This is a genomic window from Streptomyces sp. Mut1 (genome assembly GCF_030719295.1).
Taxonomy (GTDB): domain Bacteria; phylum Actinomycetota; class Actinomycetes; order Streptomycetales; family Streptomycetaceae; genus Streptomyces; species Streptomyces castrisilvae.
The window spans coordinates 1,433,783-1,452,087 of the sequence record NZ_CP120997.1; the positions used below are offsets into that span (position 1 = coordinate 1,433,783).

Genomic DNA, 18,305 nt, shown 5'->3' on the forward strand with positions numbered 1-18,305 from the left:
GGTCAGTGGGGCGCGCCCCGCCACCCCGAAACCGGCAGCGCGAACTTGGCGACCAGCCGGTCCGTGAACGACGCCTGGTGCAGCCGGGCCAGCCGTACGGGCACGGCACCGCGCCGCACCTCGACGCGCGCCCCGGAGGGCAGCTCGACGGTCCTGCGCCCGTCGCACCACAGCACCCCGTGCGGGGTGTGCGGCTGGACCTCGACGGCGAGCACCGAGGTCGGCGAGGTCACCAGCGGCTTGGCGAACAGCGCGTGGGCGCTGATCGGGACCATGAGCAGCGCCTCGACCTCGGGCCAGACGACCGGGCCGCCGGCCGAGAAGGCGTACGCGGTCGAGCCGGTCGGCGTCGCGCACACGATGCCGTCGCAGCCGAAGCCGGTCACCGGGCGGCCGTCGATCTCCAGGACGACTTCGAGCATCCGCTCGGGCGACACCTTCTGCACGGCCGCCTCGTTGAGCGCCCAGTCGGTGTGGACGACTTCCCCGTTGCTGTGCACGAGGACGTCGATCGTCATGCGTTCCTCGACCGTGTACGCCCGGGTGACGACCCGGTCGACGACCTTGTCGAGGTCGTCGCGCTCGGCCTCGGCGAGGAAGCCGACCCGGCCGAGGTTGACGCCGAGCATGGGCACCCCGGAGGCGCGCGAGAGTTCGGCGCCGCGCAGCAGGGTCCCGTCGCCGCCGAGCACGATCAGGAGCTCACAGCCGTTCAGTACCTCGGGCGTGGCATCGGTGACGGTCTCGACGGACGCGGGCAGCGGCAGGTCGGCCGCTTCCGTCGCCAGGACCCGTACGCCCAGGCCGTTGCGGAGCAGCCCCTGGACGACGAGTTCGGCGCTGCGGATCGCGGCCGGGCGGCCGGTGTGCGCCAAAAGGAAGACTGTACGTGCCGCATTCGTCGTCAACGAGGCCCCTCCGCCACTGCACGGTCGACATCCGCGGGATCCGGTTCAGGTGCTCCGGCCCGCAGCCACAGAAAGTACTCGACGTTCCCGGACGGCCCCGGCAGCGGGCTCGCCGTCACTCCCCGGACCCCCAGGCCCAGCGCCCACGCCCGGCGGGCCACCTCCCGTACCGCCTCGGCCCGCAGTTCGGGGCTGCGGACCACGCCGCCGCTGCCGAGCCGTTCCTTGCCGACCTCGAACTGCGGCTTGACCATGAGGACCAGGTCGGCGTCGGGGGCGGCGCAGCGGACCAGGGCCGGCAGGACGAGCCCGAGCGGGATGAACGACAGGTCGCCCACCACCAGGTCCACCGGCTCGCCGTCGATCGCCTCCAGGGTCAGTTCCCGCACATTCGTGCGGTCCTTGACGGTGACGCGTGCGTCGGACTGGAGCGACCAGGCGAGCTGCCCGTAGCCGACGTCCACGGCGACGACCCGGGCGACCCCGGCGCGCAGCAGCACATCGGTGAACCCGCCGGTCGACGCTCCGGCGTCCAGCGCCCGACGCCCCTCGACCTCAAGACCGAGCGGGACGAAGGCGGCGAGGGCGCCCGCCAGCTTGTGGCCGCCGCGCGAGACGTACTCGGGGTCGCTGTCGTCCTTGGTGACGACGACGGCGGCGCTGGTCTCGACCTGGGTGGCCGCTTTGGTCGCGGTGTTGCCGCCGACGGTCACCCGGCCCGCCGCGATCAGCTGGCTCGCGTGCTCGCGCGAGCGGGCCAGCTTTCGGCGTACCAGCTCGGCGTCCAGACGGCGACGGGCGACTCCTGCCACGTTCGGTTCAGCTCCTGTGGTTGTACGAGGGCATCGGTGCGGGTACCGGTGCGGGTGCGGGCCCGGCGTCCAGCGCGCTCAGCGTCTCGCGCAGGCCACGGTGTACATCCTCGTACACCTCGCCGTGTCCGTCCGCCGACAGGTGGTCGGCATCGGCCAGGCGCTCCAGCAGGGCGTCCACCCCCGGGTCGCCCGTCGGGGCCCGTACGACGCCGAGGGGCGCGGGCCCCGCGGGCTCGGCCGGCTCCGGCGGGGCGTCCGTCTCGGGCTCGGGCATCGGGTCGCTCATGCGGGAAACGCTACCGCGTGGGGCTGGGGTACCGTCGATCACGATGGCGACCATGGCGGAGTGCCGCAGCGCACTCGACAGACTTTCCGACAACCTCGCGGGGGCGGACGGCGACGTGCGCCGCGCGGCCGACCTGGACCGCTCGCTCAGCTGCCACATCAAGGACCTGGACATCACGTTCACCGGCCGCCTGTCCGGCGGCCGCATCCAGGTCCTGGACACGCTGGAGGGCCCGCCCCGCGACAAGGTGGAGATCCGCCTCGCGATGACCGGCGACGATCTGGTCGCCATGGTCGACGGCGACCTGAACTTCGCCAAGGCCTGGTCCGCGGGCCGAGTCCGCCTGGAGGCAGGCTTCAGGGACCTGCTGAAGCTGAAGTCGCTGCTGTAGCCGCACCGGTCCGGGCCCGGCCGGCGATCGAGGACAGAACCGGGGCCCGGGGGCCGGGGTCACACCGCCGCGGACCCGCGCGCCCCGCGCCCCCGCGCGGCCGGCACCACCAACGGCGTCCCCGTCTCCGGATCGGAGATCACCTGGCACCGCAGCCCGAACACCCGCTCCACCAGCTCCGCGGTGACGATCTCCCCCGGTGCCCCCTCCGCGACGACCTCCCCGCCCCGCATCGCGATGAGATGCGTGGCGTATCGCGCCGCGTGGTTCAGGTCGTGCAGCACGGCCACCAGCGTGCGCCCCCGTGTCTCGTGCAGTTCGGCGCACAGGTCGAGGACGTCGATCTGGTGCTGGATGTCGAGGTACGTCGTCGGCTCGTCCAGGAGCAGCAGCGGTGTCTGCTGGGCGAGGGCCATCGCGATCCAGACCCGCTGGCGCTGACCGCCGGACAATTCGTCGACATAGCGATCGGCGAGTTCACCGACCCCGGTCGACGCCATCGACTCCTCGACCACGCGTTCGTCCTCGGGCGACCACTGCCGCAGCAGCCCCTGGTGCGGGTAGCGCCCCCGTGCCACGAGGTCCGCGACGGTGATGCCGTCGGGCGCGATCGAGGACTGGGGCAGCAGGCCCAGGGTCTTCGCGACCTTCTTCGCGGGCAGGCCGTGGATCGACCGCCCGTCCAGCAGCACCTGGCCCCGGCTCGGCTTCAGCATCCGCGACAGCGCCCGCAGCAGGGTCGATTTGCCGCAGGCGTTGGGGCCGACGATCACGGTGAACGAGTGGTCGGGTATCTCGACCGAGAGGTTCTCCGCGATGACCCGCTGGTCGTATCCGAGGGTCACCTGGTCCGCGGTGAGGCGCTGCATGGTCGTACTCCGGGGGTCGGACGGTTCGATGGGGGCGGCGGTGCCGGCACGGGGTCTCATATGCGGCCCGCCTTGCGCTCGGTCACCAGGAGCCACACCAGGTAGCAGCCGCCCAGCACCCCGGTGACGACGCCGACGGGCAGCTGCCGGTCCCCGAACGCGTCGAGCGCGATCCAGTCGGCGACGAGCAGGAGCGCCGCGCCCATGACGGTCGCGGCCACCAGGTTGGGGCCCGTGGACCGGGTGAGCCGGCGCGCCAGCTGCGGAGCGCTCAGCGAGACGAACGCGATGGGTCCGGCGGCGGCCGTGGCGACGGCGACGAGCAGGACGGCGGAGCCCATGAGGAGGAGGCGGGTGCGTTCGACCCGCACGCCGAGCGCGTACGCGGCGTCGTCGCCCATCTCCATGACCCGCAGGGCGGGACCGTGTCCGTACACCAGCGGGAGCAGCACGGCGCAGACGGCGAGCAGGGGCCAGACCTGGGCCCAGTCCCGGCCGTCGAGGGAGCCGGTCATCCAGACGACGGCACGCGTCGCGTCGACCAGATCGGCCTTGGTGATCAGGTACTGGGTCACGGCGGTCAGCATGGCGGCGGCGCCGATCCCGACCAGGACGAGCCGGAAGCCGTGCACGCCGCGTTTCCAGGCGAGCAGGTAGACGGCGACACCGGTCAGCAGGCCGCCGGTGACGGCACCGGCCGAGACCGCCGCCGCGCTGCCCTGGAACAGGACGATGACGGTGAGCGCGCCGACCGCGGCGCCCTGCCCGAAGCCGAGGACGTCGGGGCTGCCGAGCGGGTTGCGGGAGATGGTCTGGAAGACGGCTCCGCCGGCCCCGAGCGCCGCGCCGACCAGGAGCCCGACGAGCACCCGCGGCAGCCGCAGGTCCGTGACGATGAACTCCTGCTGGAAGGTGCCGTGGCCGAAGAGCGTGGTGAGGACCTCGCCGGGCGTCATCGGGAAGTCGCCGCTGCCGATGAGGACGACCGCCGCCCCGGCCGCCACGACGGCCAGGAGCAGGACGACCAGGGCGGCCCGGACGTTCGTCCGGAACGAGTACCCGCCGGGTGTGCGCACCGCCCGCACCGGCCGGCCGCCGCGGGCCGGCCCCTTCGTGGTCGTGGCGTTCACAGCTGGGACATCCTCTTGCGTCGTACGAGGTGGATGAAGACGGGCCCGCCGATGAGTGCCGTGACGATGCCGACCTGGAGTTCGGACGGGCGGGCGATGATCCGGCCCACCACGTCCGCGCCGAGCAGGAGCACCGGGGAGAGCACCGCCGCGTACGGCAGGATCCACCGCAGGTCGGGTCCGGTGAGGGTGCGCACCAGGTGCGGGATCATCAGCCCGATGAAGACGATCGGCCCGCACGCCGCGGTGGCCGCCCCGCACAGCAGGGTGACGGCGAGCATCGCGAGGACGCGGGTCCGGGTCAGATGGGCGCCGAGGGCCCGCGCCGTGTCGTCGCCCATCTCCAGGGCGTTGAGCGGGCGCGCGATGAAGACGGTCAGCAGCACGCCCAGCGCGATGAACGGCCACACCTTGCCGACCGTCTCGGTGTTCGCGGAGGCCAGCGAGCCGACCGTCCAGAACCGCAGCCGGTCCAGCGCCGCCGAGTCCAGCAGCTGTACGGCGTTGACGTACCCGTACAGCGCGGCGGTGACGGCCGTCCCGGCGAGCGCGAGGCGCACCGGGGTGGCGGAGCGGCTGCCGCCGAGGAAGTACACGGCCACCGACACGATCGCGGCGCCCGCGAAGGCGAACCAGACGTAACCGGTCAGCGAGGTCACACCGAAGAAGCTGATGGCCGAGACGACGGCCGCCGACGCGCCCGCGTTGACGCCGAGGATGCCGGGCTCCGCGAGGGGGTTGCGGGTCAGCGCCTGCATCACCGCCCCGGCGAGCCCGAGCGCGGCGCCGACGAGCAGCCCGAGCAGGGTGCGCGGAATCCGCACCTGGCGTACGAGGACGTCGTCGTTGCCGCCGGTGTGGTGGAACAGGCCGTGCCATACGTCGGAGAGGGGCAGCGCCTTGGCGCCGATCGCGATGCTCGCGAAGCACACCAGCACGAGGACGGCCACGGCCACCAGGAGCCCCGCCGCTCGTGCCGCGTGACGTCTGCGGGGGGCGGCGGGCTTGTCCGGCGCGGCTATCGGGCCGGAACTGGAATCCGGGGGGCTCTCAACCAACACCCGGTTAGGTTAGCCTATCCAGCCTTTCGCGCTCCTGGCCCGGATTCCCCCTCCACCTGCGCTTTCACCCCGCCCACCACCCGCCCCGCTACGGCTCCTACAGCCCGAGCCGGGCCACGGCCCTTCCCGCGTCCAGCGCGCACGCCCCGTCACCGGCGTGCGACCAGGCGGCCGCGCACAGCGCCCGCAGTCCGTCGAGCGGGTCGCCGTCGCCGTCCAGCACGAGCCGGCCGTCCCGGGCGGTCGCCGTCCAGCCGCCGCAGCCGAAGCCCTCGCCGGCCGGCGTCACCTCGGGCTGACCGGTGAGCAGGCCGCGCAGGTCCGCGTCGATGTACGTCGGCCGGTGCTCGGGTGCCGCGGCCACCAACCGCGCCGCGTCCGTGACTCCGGTGAGTACGAGCAGCGAGTCGACGCCCCCGTTGAACGCGCCCTCGATGTCGGTGTCGAGCCGGTCGCCCACGACGAGCGGCCGTTCGGCCCCGGTCCGCAGCACGGTCTCGCGGTGCATCGGCGGGAGCGGCTTCCCGGCCACCTGCGGCTCGGCGCCGGTCGCGATCCGGACGACCTCGACGGCCGCCCCGTTGCCCGGCGCGATCCCCCGGGCGCCCGGAATCGTCAGGTCGGTGTTGGAGGCGAACCACGGCAGCCCGCGGTTGATCGCGTACGAGGCCTCGGCGAACCGGCCCCACGCGAGGTCCGGGCCGCCGTACCCCTGCACCACCGCGGCCGGGTCGTCGTCCGCCGACTCCACCGGCTGAAGGCCCCGCTCGCGCAGGGCGACCCGCAGCCCCTCGCCACCGATGACCAGCACCCGCGCCCCGGCGGGCAGCTGGTCGGCGACGAGCCGGGCCACCGCCTGCGCCGAGGTGATCACGTCGGCGGGCTCGGCCGGGACGCCCAGTTCGGTCAGGTGCCGCGCGACGGCGGCCGGGGTGCGCAGCGCGTTGTTGGTGACGTACGCCAGGTGCATCCCGCCGTCCCGGGCCGCGCCGAGCGCCTCGACCGCGTGGTCGATGGCCAGCCCGCCCGCGTACACCACCCCGTCGAGGTCGAGCAGCGCCGTGTCGTACGCCGTGCTCAGCGCGGTGCTGCTGCCGCTCGGGGTGGTCCTGCTCGCCTGACTCATATCGCGCGCTCCTCATCGCCTGCTTCTCCCCCGATCATCGCGCATCGCCGTGCCGCACATACGATGCAGAAATGAACACACGAGGCACGGCGGAGCAGGGACTGCGTCTGATCCCCTTCCGTGGACTGCGTTACGTCCCCGAGCGGGTCGGCAGTCTCTCCGCGGTGACCTCGCCCCCGTACGACGTCGTCGTACGGCCCGACGGGCTGCTCCACCTGGAGTCGGCCGACCCGCACAACATCGTGCGGCTGATCCTGCCGCAGGCCGAAACGGTCACCGCCCGCAACGAACAGGCCGCCGCCACCCTGGACAGCTGGCTCGCCGAGGGCATACTCGCCCCCGACGCGGAGCCCACCCTGTACGTGTACGAGCAGCGCGGCGACGGGATCCTGCAACGGGGCATCGTCGGCGCCCTCGCGCTGTCCGGCCCTGCCGACGGCGTGGTGCTCCCGCACGAGGACGTGATGGCGCATGTCGTCGAGGACCGGGCCGATCTGATGCGCACGACCGCGGCCCATCTGGAGCCGCTGCTGCTGACCTACCGCAGCGACGGGGACGCGGCCACGGGGGCGACCGCCGTCATCGAGCGGACCGTCGAGGGTCCGCCGCTGCTCGCCACGACCACGGAGGACGGCTTCCGCCACCGGCTGTGGGCGGTCACCGATCCCGCCGACCGCGCGGAGACGACGGCGGACCTGAGCCGACGCCAGGCGCTGATCGCGGACGGCCACCACCGCTGGGCCACCTACCTCAGGCTCCAGCAGGAGCACGCCGACCCGGGCCCCTGGGACTTCGGCCTGGTCCTCCTGGTCGACACGGCCCGCTACCCGCTCCGGGTCCGCTCCATCCACCGGCTGCTGCACGGCCTGCCCGTCGCGGACGCGCTGGCCGCGCTGACCGGCCTGTTCCGCGTACGCGAGGTCGAGGGGCCGCTCCCCCACGCCCTGGACGCCCTGGCCGCCGCGGCCACCGAGGGGAACGCGTTCCTGCTGGCGGGTGACGGCGGCTTCCATCTGGTCGACCGGCCCGACGAGGCGCTGCTCGCCCGTACGGTTCCGGCGGACCGGCCGGACGCCTGGCGCACCCTGGACGCGACGGTCCTGCACTCGGCGCTGCTCGACCATGTCTGGCGGATCCCGGACGACCCGGCGCACATCGCGTACATCCACGACACCGCGGCCGCCGTCGAACAGGCCGAGCGCAACGGTTCGACGGCGGTGCTGATGCATCCGGTACGTGAGGAACTCGTCCGGGACCTGGCCCGGCAGGGCGTCACCATGCCCCGCAAGTCGACATCCTTCGGCCCGAAACCGGCCACGGGCCTGGTCCTGCGGAGCCTCGCTCTCGGCTGAGCCCACACATGCCCACACATGAGGAGGAGGGCGGCACCCGTGGGTGCCGCCCTCCTCCTCATGTCATGCGTTACGCCTTGGCCGGACCGTCCTCGTCGGCGGCGTCGGCGATCTCGCTGTCGTCGGTGCCGTCGGCTTCGTCGGTGCCGTCGCTGTCCGACACGGCCACCACGGGCGTCTCGGTGACGTCCTCGTCCTCGTCGAGGGCGTCGACGAACTCGACGCCGTCGAGCTCGGCGAGGCGGTCCGACGCGTCCGTCGTGCCTTCCTTGTCCGCCTCCAGCGCCTTGCCGAACCACTCGCGTGCCTCGTCCTCGCGGCCCGCGGCGAGCAGGGCGTCGGCGTAGGCGTAGCGCAGGCGCGGGGTCCACGGGTGCACGGCGCTCGACGCCAGCTCGGGGCTCTGCAACGTCACGATGGCGGCGTCGATCTGCCCCATGTCCCGGCGGGCACCGGCGGCGACGAGACGCATCTCGACCTGGCCGGCCTTGTCCAGCTTCTGCACCTCGGGCTCACCGGCCATCGCCATGGCCTTCTCGGGCCGGCCGAGACCGCGCTCGCAGTCGGCCATGACGGGCCACAGCTCAACGGACCCGGTCATGCGACGGGACGCCCGGAACTCCGCCAGTGCCTCCGCGTACTTCTGGGTCGCGTAGGCGGCGAAGCCCGCGGCCTCACGGACAGCGGCGACGCGTGAGGCCAGCCGCAGGGCGATGCGCGAGTACGCGTACGCCTGCTCGGGGTCCTCGTCGATGAGCCGGGCGACCATGACCAGGTTCCTGGCCACGTCCTCGGCCAGGGTCTTCGGCAGGCTCAGCAGCTCCTGCCGGACATCCGGGTCGATCTCGTGACCGGTGACCTCGTCGGGGATGGGCAGCCGCTTGATGGGCTCGCGGTCCCGGTCGTCCCGGCGCTCGTACCCGCCGCCCGGACGGCCACCACGGTCGTCCCGGCCCCGGTAGCCGCCCCGGTCCCGGTCGTCGCGGCCGCGGTAGCCGCCGCCACCACGGTTGTCGTCGCGGCGGTTGTCGTCCCGGCGCGGACCACGGTCGCGGTCGTCGCGCCGGAAGCCGCCGCCGGAGGAGCCGCCGCCCGGCCGGCTGTCATCGCGGCGGGGACCACGGGGACGGTCGTCGCGCCGGTCATCTCGACGGTCGTCCCTGCGGTCGTCGCGCCGCTCGTAGCCGCCGGGGCGGCCGCCCCGGTCGTCCTCACGACGCGGGGCACGGTCACGGTCCCGGTCGTCGCGGCGGAACCCGCCACCGCCACCGCCCCCGGTGGGCCGGCTGTCGTCACGCCGGAACCCGCCACCACCGGAGCTGGCTCCACGGTCGTCGCGCCGGAACCCGCCACCGGACGAGCCACCGCCCCGGTTGTCGTCACGCCGGAAGCCGCCGCCCGAGGAACCGCCCCGGCTGTCATCGCGGCGGAAACCACCGCCCGAGGGCCGGTCGTCGCGGCGGAAACCGCCGCCCCGGTTGTCATCGTCCCGGCGCGGACCACGGGGGCGGTCATCACGCCGGTCGTCCCGGCGCTCGAAACCGCCCGGCCGGCCACCCCGGTCGTCCTCACGGCGCGGCGCACGGTCATCACGCCGGAAACCACTACCACGATTGTCGAAGCCCCCACCCCGGTCATCGCGACGGAAACCACCGCCCGAGGTGCCACCCCGACTGTCGTCACGCCGGAAACCACCGCCCGAGGAACCGCCTCGGCTGTCATCGCGGCGGAAACCACCGCCCGACGAGCCACCTCGGCTGTCGTCACGCCGGAAACCACCGCCGGAGGTGCCGCCCCGGTTGTCGTCGCGGCGGAAGCCGCCGCCACGGTTGTCATCGTCCCGGCGCGGACCACGGGGGCGGTCATCACGCCGGTCGTCACGCCGGTCGTCCCGGCGCTCGAAACCGCCCGGCCGGCCACCCCGGTCGTCCTCACGGCGCGGCGCACGGTCATCACGCCGGAGACCACTACCACGATTGTCGAAGCCCCCACCCCGGTCATCGCGACGGAAACCACCGCCCGAGGTGCCACCCCGACTGTCGTCACGCCGGAAACCACCGCCCGACGAGCCACCTCGGCTGTCGTCACGGCGCGGGGCACGGTCACGGTCGCGGTCGTCGCGGCGGAACCCGCCACCGCCACCGCCCCCGGTGGGCCGGCTGTCGTCACGGCGGAATCCACCGCGGTCATTGTCCCGGCGCGGACCGCGCGAACGGTCGTCACGGCCGCCGCCGAAGCCGCCCCGGTCGCCGCCTTCCCGGCGACGCGGCTCGCGCTCCGAACGATCGTCGGGAGAGTTGGTGGACATCGGTGGGGCTCCTGTCATCGGGGTACTACAGACATTCTTGCGCAGCCGGTCATCCGACGCGCTTCGGCAAAACAAAAAGGACCCTTGGTCCCAGCGTTGAACGCTGGGACCAAGGGTCCTTCAAAGATTGTTCGGCGGCGTCCTACTCTCCCACAGGGTCCCCCCTGCAGTACCATCGGCGCTGAAAGGCTTAGCTTCCGGGTTCGGAATGTAACCGGGCGTTTCCCTAACGCAATGACCACCGAAACCCTATCGGGTTCTAGCGAACAAGCACACTTTTCAATTAAGTAGTGAAGCTGTTCAACCGGTGCGATAACTGTTCGCAACCCGGGAACAACACAGTGGACGCGAGCAACTGAGGACAAGCCCTCGGCCTATTAGTACCAGTCAGCTCCACCCGTTACCGGGCTTCCACATCTGGCCTATCAACCCAGTCGTCTACTGGGAGCCTTAACCAATCAAGTTGGTGGGAATACTCATCTCGAAGCAGGCTTCCCGCTTAGATGCTTTCAGCGGTTATCCTTTCCGAACGTAGCCAACCAGCCATGCCCTTGGCAGGACAACTGGCACACCAGAGGTTCGTCCGTCCCGGTCCTCTCGTACTAGGGACAGCCCTTCTCAATATTCCTACGCGCACAGCGGATAGGGACCGAACTGTCTCACGACGTTCTAAACCCAGCTCGCGTACCGCTTTAATGGGCGAACAGCCCAACCCTTGGGACCGACTCCAGCCCCAGGATGCGACGAGCCGACATCGAGGTGCCAAACCATCCCGTCGATATGGACTCTTGGGGAAGATCAGCCTGTTATCCCCGGGGTACCTTTTATCCGTTGAGCGACAGCGCTTCCACAAGCCACTGCCGGATCACTAGTCCCGACTTTCGTCCCTGCTCGACCCGTCGGTCTCACAGTCAAGCTCCCTTGTGCACTTACACTCAACACCTGATTGCCAACCAGGCTGAGGGAACCTTTGGGCGCCTCCGTTACTCTTTAGGAGGCAACCGCCCCAGTTAAACTACCCATCAGACACTGTCCCTGATCCGGATCACGGACCCAGGTTAGACATCCAGCACGACCAGAGTGGTATTTCAACGGCGACTCCACAACCACTGGCGTGGCCGCTTCAAAGTCTCCCACCTATCCTACACAAGCCGAACCGAACACCAATATCAAACTATAGTAAAGGTCCCGGGGTCTTTCCGTCCTGCTGCGCGAAACGAGCATCTTTACTCGTAGTGCAATTTCACCGGGCCTATGGTTGAGACAGTCGAGAAGTCGTTACGCCATTCGTGCAGGTCGGAACTTACCCGACAAGGAATTTCGCTACCTTAGGATGGTTATAGTTACCACCGCCGTTTACTGGCGCTTAAGTTCTCAGCTTCGCCACCCCGAAAGGCAGCTAACCGGTCCCCTTAACGTTCCAGCACCGGGCAGGCGTCAGTCCGTATACATCGCCTTACGGCTTCGCACGGACCTGTGTTTTTAGTAAACAGTCGCTTCTCGCTGGTCTCTGCGGCCACCCCCAGCTCAGGAAGCAAGTTCCCTCACCAGTGATGGCCCCCCTTCTCCCGAAGTTACGGGGGCATTTTGCCGAGTTCCTTAACCATAGTTCACCCGAACGCCTCGGTATTCTCTACCTGACCACCTGAGTCGGTTTAGGGTACGGGCCGCCATGAAACTCGCTAGAGGCTTTTCTCGACAGCATAGGATCATCCACTTCACCACAATCGGCTCGGCATCAGGTCTCAGCCTCAATGTGTGACGGATTTACCTACCACACGGCCTACACCCTTACCCCGGGACAACCACCGCCCGGGCTGGACTACCTTCCTGCGTCACCCCATCGCTTACCTACTACAAGTCTGGTTCATCGGCTCCACCACTACCCTCAACTCCGAAGAGATCGGGCCGGCTTCACGGACTTAGCATCGCCTGATTCAGTACTGGGCGTTTCAAAGCGGGTACCGGAATATCAACCGGTTGTCCATCGACTACGCCTGTCGGCCTCGCCTTAGGTCCCGACTTACCCTGGGCAGATCAGCTTGACCCAGGAACCCTTAGTCAATCGGCGCACACGTTTCTCACGTGTGTATCGCTACTCATGCCTGCATTCTCACTCGTGAACCGTCCACAACTCGCTTCCGCGGCTGCTTCACCCGGCACACGACGCTCCCCTACCCATCCATACTCCCGTTGAGGATATGTGTATGAATGACACGACTTCGGCGGTACGCTTGAGCCCCGCTACATTGTCGGCGCGGAATCACTTGACCAGTGAGCTATTACGCACTCTTTCAAGGGTGGCTGCTTCTAAGCCAACCTCCTGGTTGTCTCTGCGACTCCACATCCTTTCCCACTTAGCGTACGCTTAGGGGCCTTAGTCGATGCTCTGGGCTGTTTCCCTCTCGACCATGGAGCTTATCCCCCACAGTCTCACTGCCGCGCTCTCACTTACCGGCATTCGGAGTTTGGCTAAGGTCAGTAACCCGGTAGGGCCCATCGCCTATCCAGTGCTCTACCTCCGGCAAGAAACACACGACGCTGCACCTAAATGCATTTCGGGGAGAACCAGCTATCACGGAGTTTGATTGGCCTTTCACCCCTAACCACAGGTCATCCCCCAGGTTTTCAACCCTGGTGGGTTCGGTCCTCCACGAAGTCTTACCTCCGCTTCAACCTGCCCATGGCTAGATCACTCCGCTTCGGGTCTTGAGCGCGCTACTAAACCGCCCTATTCGGACTCGCTTTCGCTACGGCTTCCCCACACGGGTTAACCTCGCAACACACCGCAAACTCGCAGGCTCATTCTTCAAAAGGCACGCAGTCACGACGCACCGAGCAAGCTCGATGCGCGACGCTCCCACGGCTTGTAGGCACACGGTTTCAGGTACTATTTCACTCCGCTCCCGCGGTACTTTTCACCATTCCCTCACGGTACTATCCGCTATCGGTCACCAGGGAATATTTAGGCTTAACGGGTGGTCCCGCCAGATTCACACGGGATTTCTCGGGCCCCGTGCTACTTGGGTGTCTCTTAAACGAGCCGTCAATGTTTCAGCTACGGGGGTCTTACCCTCTACGCCGGACCTTTCGCATGTCCTTCGCCTACATCAACGGTTTCTGACTCGTCTCACAGCCGGCAGACTATGAAAAAGAGATCCCACAACCCCGCTCACGCAACCCCTGCCGGGTATCACACGTAAACGGTTTGGCCTGATCCAGTTTCGCTCGCCACTACTCCCGGAATCACGGTTGTTTTCTCTTCCTGAGGGTACTGAGATGTTTCACTTCCCCTCGTTCCCTCCACACTGCCTATGTGTTCAGCAGCGGGTGACAGCCCATGACGACTGCCGGGTTTCCCCATTCGGAAACCCCCGGATCAAAGTCTGGTTGACGACTCCCCGGGGACTATCGTGGCCTCCCACGTCCTTCATCGGTTCCTGGTGCCAAGGCATCCACCGTGCGCCCTTAAAAACTTGGCCACAGATGCTCGCGTCCACTGTGCAGTTCTCAAGCAACGACCAGCCACCCATCACCCCGTTCTTACGAACGAGTGCACTGGGGCCGGCGTTTGAAGGCTGCCTTACGGCCATACCTTCAGACACCCAACAGCGTGCCCAGTATCCGGAATCCCGCCGGTTCGTTTTCCACGCCCCGAAGAGCAGTACTCACGACCGATGGAGCCACCGGATACTGAATAGTCAACGTTCCACCCATGAGCTGACCACCGTCGAACATTTGCCGACGTTGTGGCTCTGGATCCCTTGCGGAATCTAGATGCTCCTTAGAAAGGAGGTGATCCAGCCGCACCTTCCGGTACGGCTACCTTGTTACGACTTCGTCCCAATCGCCAGTCCCACCTTCGACAGCTCCCTCCCACAAGGGGTTGGGCCACCGGCTTCGGGTGTTACCGACTTTCGTGACGTGACGGGCGGTGTGTACAAGGCCCGGGAACGTATTCACCGCAGCAATGCTGATCTGCGATTACTAGCAACTCCGACTTCATGGGGTCGAGTTGCAGACCCCAATCCGAACTGAGACCGGCTTTTTGAGATTCGCTCCGCCTCGCGGCATCGCAGCTCATTGTACCGGCCATTGTAGCACGTGTGCAGCCCAAGACATAAGGGGCATGATGACTTGACGTCGTCCCCACCTTCCTCCGAGTTGACCCCGGCAGTCTCCTGTGAGTCCCCATCACCCCGAAGGGTATGCTGGCAACACAGAACAAGGGTTGCGCTCGTTGCGGGACTTAACCCAACATCTCACGACACGAGCTGACGACAGCCATGCACCACCTGTATACCGACCACAAGGGGGGCACCATCTCTGATGCTTTCCGGTATATGTCAAGCCTTGGTAAGGTTCTTCGCGTTGCGTCGAATTAAGCCACATGCTCCGCTGCTTGTGCGGGCCCCCGTCAATTCCTTTGAGTTTTAGCCTTGCGGCCGTACTCCCCAGGCGGGGAACTTAATGCGTTAGCTGCGGCACCGACGACGTGGAATGTCGCCAACACCTAGTTCCCAACGTTTACGGCGTGGACTACCAGGGTATCTAATCCTGTTCGCTCCCCACGCTTTCGCTCCTCAGCGTCAGTAATGGCCCAGAGATCCGCCTTCGCCACCGGTGTTCCTCCTGATATCTGCGCATTTCACCGCTACACCAGGAATTCCGATCTCCCCTACCACACTCTAGCCTGCCCGTATCGACTGCAGACCCGGGGTTAAGCCCCGGGCTTTCACAACCGACGCAACAAGCCGCCTACGAGCTCTTTACGCCCAATAATTCCGGACAACGCTTGCGCCCTACGTATTACCGCGGCTGCTGGCACGTAGTTAGCCGGCGCTTCTTCTGCAGGTACCGTCACTTTCGCTTCTTCCCTGCTGAAAGAGGTTTACAACCCGAAGGCCGTCATCCCTCACGCGGCGTCGCTGCATCAGGCTTTCGCCCATTGTGCAATATTCCCCACTGCTGCCTCCCGTAGGAGTCTGGGCCGTGTCTCAGTCCCAGTGTGGCCGGTCGCCCTCTCAGGCCGGCTACCCGTCGTCGCCTTGGTAGGCCATTACCCCACCAACTAGCTGATAGGCCGCGGGCTCATCCTTCACCGCCGGAGCTTTCAACCTTCCCCCAGGAGAGGGAAAGTATTATCCGGTATTAGACCCCGTTTCCAGGGCTTGTCCCAGAGTGAAGGGCAGATTGCCCACGTGTTACTCACCCGTTCGCCACTAATCCACCCCGAAGGGCTTCATCGTTCGACTTGCATGTGTTAAGCACGCCGCCAGCGTTCGTCCTGAGCCAGGATCAAACTCTCCGTGAATGTTTTCCCGTAATCGGGACCACACATCACGAGAGCGGAACAACAAGGTCGGAATAAGACCCGTCGTCCACTGCGTCCTCGCTGTGTAATTGCCTACCAGGTCAGTGACCCCGTAGGACTTTTCAAAGGAACCACCAACCTGCCGAAGCAGGCCGGGGTATCAACATATCTGGCGTTGACTTTTGGCACGCTGTTGAGTTCTCAAGGAACGGACGCTTCCTTTGTACTCACCGCAGAACATTTTCTGAGGCTTTCCTCCGGGCGCTTCCCTTCGGTCTTGCGTTTCCGACTCTATCAGACTCTTTCGTGTCCGATTCCCGGTCGAAGCGGGCCATGCTTTTCCGCTTTCCAGTTCTTCGCTTTCGCGTTTCCCTTTCGGCGTGTCCACTACTTTAGCGGATTCTCCCGGTTACTCATAATCGAGTCAGCGGGACCGAATTCCGGCATGCCGAAATCCGCACCCTCTGGGGTGAGTCGTAGGTAGTGGTGTGGCCGCTCCGGGTAGGCGCGGCATGCGATCCGATGGACCGAACCAACAGCTGTACCCGTGTCAAGCGACTCGGTCAACATTAGGTGCCCCGCATGGGCGAGTCAAGTTGACCTCCGGCGCGGCACATGGGCGCGGTACGGGCTCACCGTCGGGTCGCCGTCGATCCAGAAGCGCCACGGGTGCACCGCCCCGTCCCCGCCCACGCCGGTGCGTGGACCGTTGCGCACCTGGTCACGCCGGGGCGGGGTGCCGTGGAGCACCGACAGCTCGGCGTCCTCGTGGGCGATGGCGTCCGTGCCGTCCAGGGCCCGGCCGATGTCCAGGGCCGTCGCCAGGCGGGCCGGCCCTTTGGCCAGTTCCTTGTCATTACGGGCTGAAACTCGACGTTTGCGCGTGAGTTCGGCGCCCTCGAAGATCTCGCCGGCCCGGAGCAGCACCCCGCTCGCCCTGCCCTCGGGACCGCACACCAGATTCATGCAGTGCCACATGCCGTAGGTGAAGTAGACGTACGCGTGGCCGGGCGGTCCGTACATCGCGTCGTTGCGCCGGGTGCGGCCCCGGAAGGCGTGCGAGCCGGGGTCGATCTCGCCGGCGTACGCCTCGACCTCCGTGAGGCGCAGGGCGATCGGGCCGTCCGGTGTGCTGCGGACCAGGGTCCGGCCGAGGAGATCGGGTGCCACCTCCAGCACGGGACGGTCGAAGAACTCCCGCGTCAGCGGCGTACGGTCCGGACTGTCGATCATGAGGTTCGAGGTTAGCGGGAACCGACCGCGATCGTCGCGCGTATGTAGGGATCAGGACCTAGGAGGAGAAAACATGGGCTTCAAGCGGCTGCTCGCGAGCATGGGTGCCGGTGGCGCTTCGGTGGAGACGGAGCTCACCGAGCTGAACGTCGTCCCGGGCGGGGTCGTTCAGGGTGAGGTGCGCATCCAGGGCGGGTCGGTGGACCAGCAGATCGAGGGGCTCTCCGTAGGTCTTCAGGCCCGGGTCGAGGTCGAGGGCCACGACCAGGAGACCAAGCAGGACATCGAGTTCACCAAGCTGCGGCTCGGCGGCGCCTTCGAGGTGCGGGCCGGGGCGGTGCACGTCGTGCCGTTCGGCCTGGAGATCCCCTGGGAGACGCCCATCACCATGTTCGCGGGCCAGCACCTGCACGGCATGAACATCGGGGTGACCACCGAGCTGGAGATCGCGCGGGCGCTGGACTCGGGCGACCTCGACCCCGTCAACGTGCACCCGCTGCCGGCCCAGGAGGCCATCCTCGACGCCTTCGGCCAGCTGGGCTTCGGCTTCCGCAGCGCGGACATGGAGCGCGGCCACATCCGCGGCACGCGTCAGCGGCTGCCCTTCTACCAGGAGATCGAGTTCTACCCGCCGTCCCAGTACCGGGGGCTGAACCAGGTGGAGCTGTCGTTCGTCGCCGACGACCGCGAGATGGACGTCGTTCTGGAGATGGACAAGAAGGCGGGCCTCTTCAGCGAGGGCAGCGACTCCTACCGCGCCTTCCGGGTGGGTCTGCACGACTTCCACGAGACCGACTGGGCGGCCTACCTGAACCAGTGGCTGGCGCAGGTCGGCGGTCAGCGCAACTGGCTCTAGGGTCGGAAGGAGCGGGGGGAGAGAGATCTCCCGCGCAACCCGACAGAACCGACAGAACCCGCAGAGCCGACAGAGAGGTGCTGACGTGACCGAGCCGAAGAGGGCGCCGCTGCCGCACGACTTCCACCCGGAAGTGCCCTCGTTCACCGTGGTGAGCGAGGACATCGCCCCGGGCGCCGTGCTTGCGGACGCACAGGTGTACGCGGCCGGGAACACTTCGCCGCAGCTGCGGTGGGAGGGGTTCCCGGCGGAGACCAAGAGCTTCGCCGTGACGTGCTTCGACCCGGACGCCCCGACGGGCAGCGGGTTCTGGCACTGGGTGGTCTTCGACATCCCGGCATCGGTCACGCGGCTCCCGGCGGGTGCGGGCAGCGGAAAGTTCGAGGGGCTGCCCGCCGGTGCCGTACAGGCCCGCAACGACTACGGGACGAAGGACTTCGGCGGGGCCGCCCCGCCGGCCGGTGAGAATCACCGCTATGTGTTCACCGTGTACGCGGTGGACAGTGAGAAGCTCGGCCCCGACAGCGACACCTCGCCCGCGGCGGTCGGTTTCAACCTGCGTTTCCACACCCTGGGCCGCGCCCAGTTGATCGCCGAATACGCGGAGCCCGCCGAAACCGACTGAGACGAAAAACCCCGCAGCCGTTTGCCCTGCC

Annotated in this window: 13 protein-coding genes, 3 rRNA genes and 1 pseudogene; 4 read left to right on the forward strand and 13 right to left on the reverse strand. The window is 67.7% G+C overall.

The window, feature by feature from the left end:
- Nucleotides 1–2: 2 nt before the first annotated feature.
- The 3 genes from P8A18_RS05945 to P8A18_RS05955 are packed head-to-tail and all read right to left on the reverse strand — an operon-like array spanning nt 3 to nt 1,997.
- On the reverse strand, nt 3–908 hold the full coding sequence (locus tag P8A18_RS05945; RefSeq protein WP_306052393.1) for an NAD kinase: 906 nt from the start codon (nt 906–908) through the stop codon (nt 3–5).
- Complete coding sequence (locus P8A18_RS05950) at nt 905–1,720, reverse strand: TlyA family RNA methyltransferase (protein WP_018556008.1); 816 nt, start codon at nt 1,718–1,720, stop codon at nt 905–907. Before P8A18_RS05950 ends, P8A18_RS05945 begins: the two co-directional genes overlap by 4 nt.
- A gap of 7 nt (nt 1,721–1,727) precedes the next feature.
- On the reverse strand, nt 1,728–1,997 hold the full coding sequence (locus P8A18_RS05955) for a hypothetical protein (protein ID WP_306060697.1): 270 nt from the start codon (nt 1,995–1,997) through the stop codon (nt 1,728–1,730).
- A gap of 55 nt (nt 1,998–2,052) precedes the next feature.
- Here P8A18_RS05955 and P8A18_RS05960 point away from each other — a divergent pair, with 55 nt between their 5' ends.
- A complete protein-coding gene (locus P8A18_RS05960; RefSeq protein WP_306052395.1) occupies nt 2,053–2,400 on the forward strand; it encodes an SCP2 sterol-binding domain-containing protein in 348 nt (115 codons plus the stop codon).
- 59 nt (nt 2,401–2,459) lie between these two features.
- Here P8A18_RS05960 and P8A18_RS05965 read toward each other — a convergent pair whose 3' ends face one another.
- The 4 genes from P8A18_RS05965 to P8A18_RS05980 all read right to left on the reverse strand — a co-directional run bounded on the left by P8A18_RS05965 (nt 2,460) and on the right by P8A18_RS05980 (nt 6,586).
- Nucleotides 2,460–3,269 (reverse strand): ABC transporter ATP-binding protein, encoded by an 810-nt coding sequence (locus P8A18_RS05965; protein ID WP_306060699.1) that lies wholly within the window; start codon nt 3,267–3,269, stop codon nt 2,460–2,462.
- 56 nt (nt 3,270–3,325) lie between these two features.
- Nucleotides 3,326–4,399 (reverse strand): FecCD family ABC transporter permease, encoded by a 1,074-nt coding sequence (locus P8A18_RS05970; protein ID WP_306052397.1) that lies wholly within the window; start codon nt 4,397–4,399, stop codon nt 3,326–3,328.
- Nucleotides 4,396–5,355, reverse strand: a complete 960-nt coding sequence (locus tag P8A18_RS05975; protein WP_306060701.1) for a FecCD family ABC transporter permease — start codon at nt 5,353–5,355, stop codon at nt 4,396–4,398. The genes P8A18_RS05970 and P8A18_RS05975 overlap by 4 nt, the downstream gene beginning before the upstream one ends.
- Nucleotides 5,356–5,557: 202 nt before the next feature.
- Complete coding sequence (locus tag P8A18_RS05980; protein WP_306052399.1) at nt 5,558–6,586, reverse strand: HAD-IIA family hydrolase; 1,029 nt, start codon at nt 6,584–6,586, stop codon at nt 5,558–5,560.
- A gap of 71 nt (nt 6,587–6,657) precedes the next feature.
- On the opposite strand from P8A18_RS05980, the gene P8A18_RS05985 reads away from it, so the two are divergent.
- Nucleotides 6,658–7,938 carry a DUF1015 domain-containing protein gene (locus P8A18_RS05985; protein ID WP_306052401.1) on the forward strand — a complete coding sequence of 427 codons (1,281 nt, stop codon included), beginning with the start codon at nt 6,658–6,660 and terminating at the stop codon, nt 7,936–7,938.
- Nucleotides 7,939–8,008: 70 nt separating this feature from the next.
- On the opposite strand, the gene P8A18_RS05990 is transcribed toward P8A18_RS05985, so the two are convergent.
- The 6 genes and pseudogenes from P8A18_RS05990 to P8A18_RS06015 form a co-directional block, all read right to left on the reverse strand.
- On the reverse strand, nt 8,009–8,755 hold the full coding sequence (locus tag P8A18_RS05990) for a tetratricopeptide repeat protein (RefSeq protein WP_306060703.1): 747 nt from the start codon (nt 8,753–8,755) through the stop codon (nt 8,009–8,011).
- Nucleotides 8,756–9,178: 423 nt separating this feature from the next.
- Nucleotides 9,179–10,246: pseudogene (locus tag P8A18_RS05995) on the reverse strand (hypothetical protein); the annotation flags it as partial.
- Nucleotides 10,247–10,375: 129 nt separating this feature from the next.
- A 5S ribosomal RNA gene (gene rrf, locus P8A18_RS06000) occupies nt 10,376–10,492 on the reverse strand.
- A 111-nt stretch (nt 10,493–10,603) separates the two neighbouring features.
- Nucleotides 10,604–13,728: ribosomal RNA gene (locus P8A18_RS06005) — 23S ribosomal RNA — on the reverse strand.
- 306 nt (nt 13,729–14,034) lie between these two features.
- Nucleotides 14,035–15,560 (reverse strand): 16S ribosomal RNA (locus tag P8A18_RS06010).
- The 16S, 23S and 5S rRNA genes sit together here, the layout of an rRNA operon.
- Nucleotides 15,561–16,151: 591 nt before the next feature.
- Complete coding sequence (locus P8A18_RS06015; protein ID WP_306052403.1) at nt 16,152–16,793, reverse strand: DNA-3-methyladenine glycosylase; 642 nt, start codon at nt 16,791–16,793, stop codon at nt 16,152–16,154.
- Between the two features lie 73 nt (nt 16,794–16,866).
- On the opposite strand from P8A18_RS06015, the gene P8A18_RS06020 reads away from it, so the two are divergent.
- Both P8A18_RS06020 and P8A18_RS06025 read left to right on the forward strand, forming a co-directional pair.
- Nucleotides 16,867–17,649, forward strand: a complete 783-nt coding sequence (locus P8A18_RS06020) for a sporulation protein (protein ID WP_018553386.1) — start codon at nt 16,867–16,869, stop codon at nt 17,647–17,649.
- Between the two features lie 85 nt (nt 17,650–17,734).
- Nucleotides 17,735–18,274 carry a YbhB/YbcL family Raf kinase inhibitor-like protein gene (locus P8A18_RS06025; RefSeq protein WP_306052405.1) on the forward strand — a complete coding sequence of 180 codons (540 nt, stop codon included), beginning with the start codon at nt 17,735–17,737 and terminating at the stop codon, nt 18,272–18,274.
- Nucleotides 18,275–18,305 lie beyond the last annotated feature (31 nt).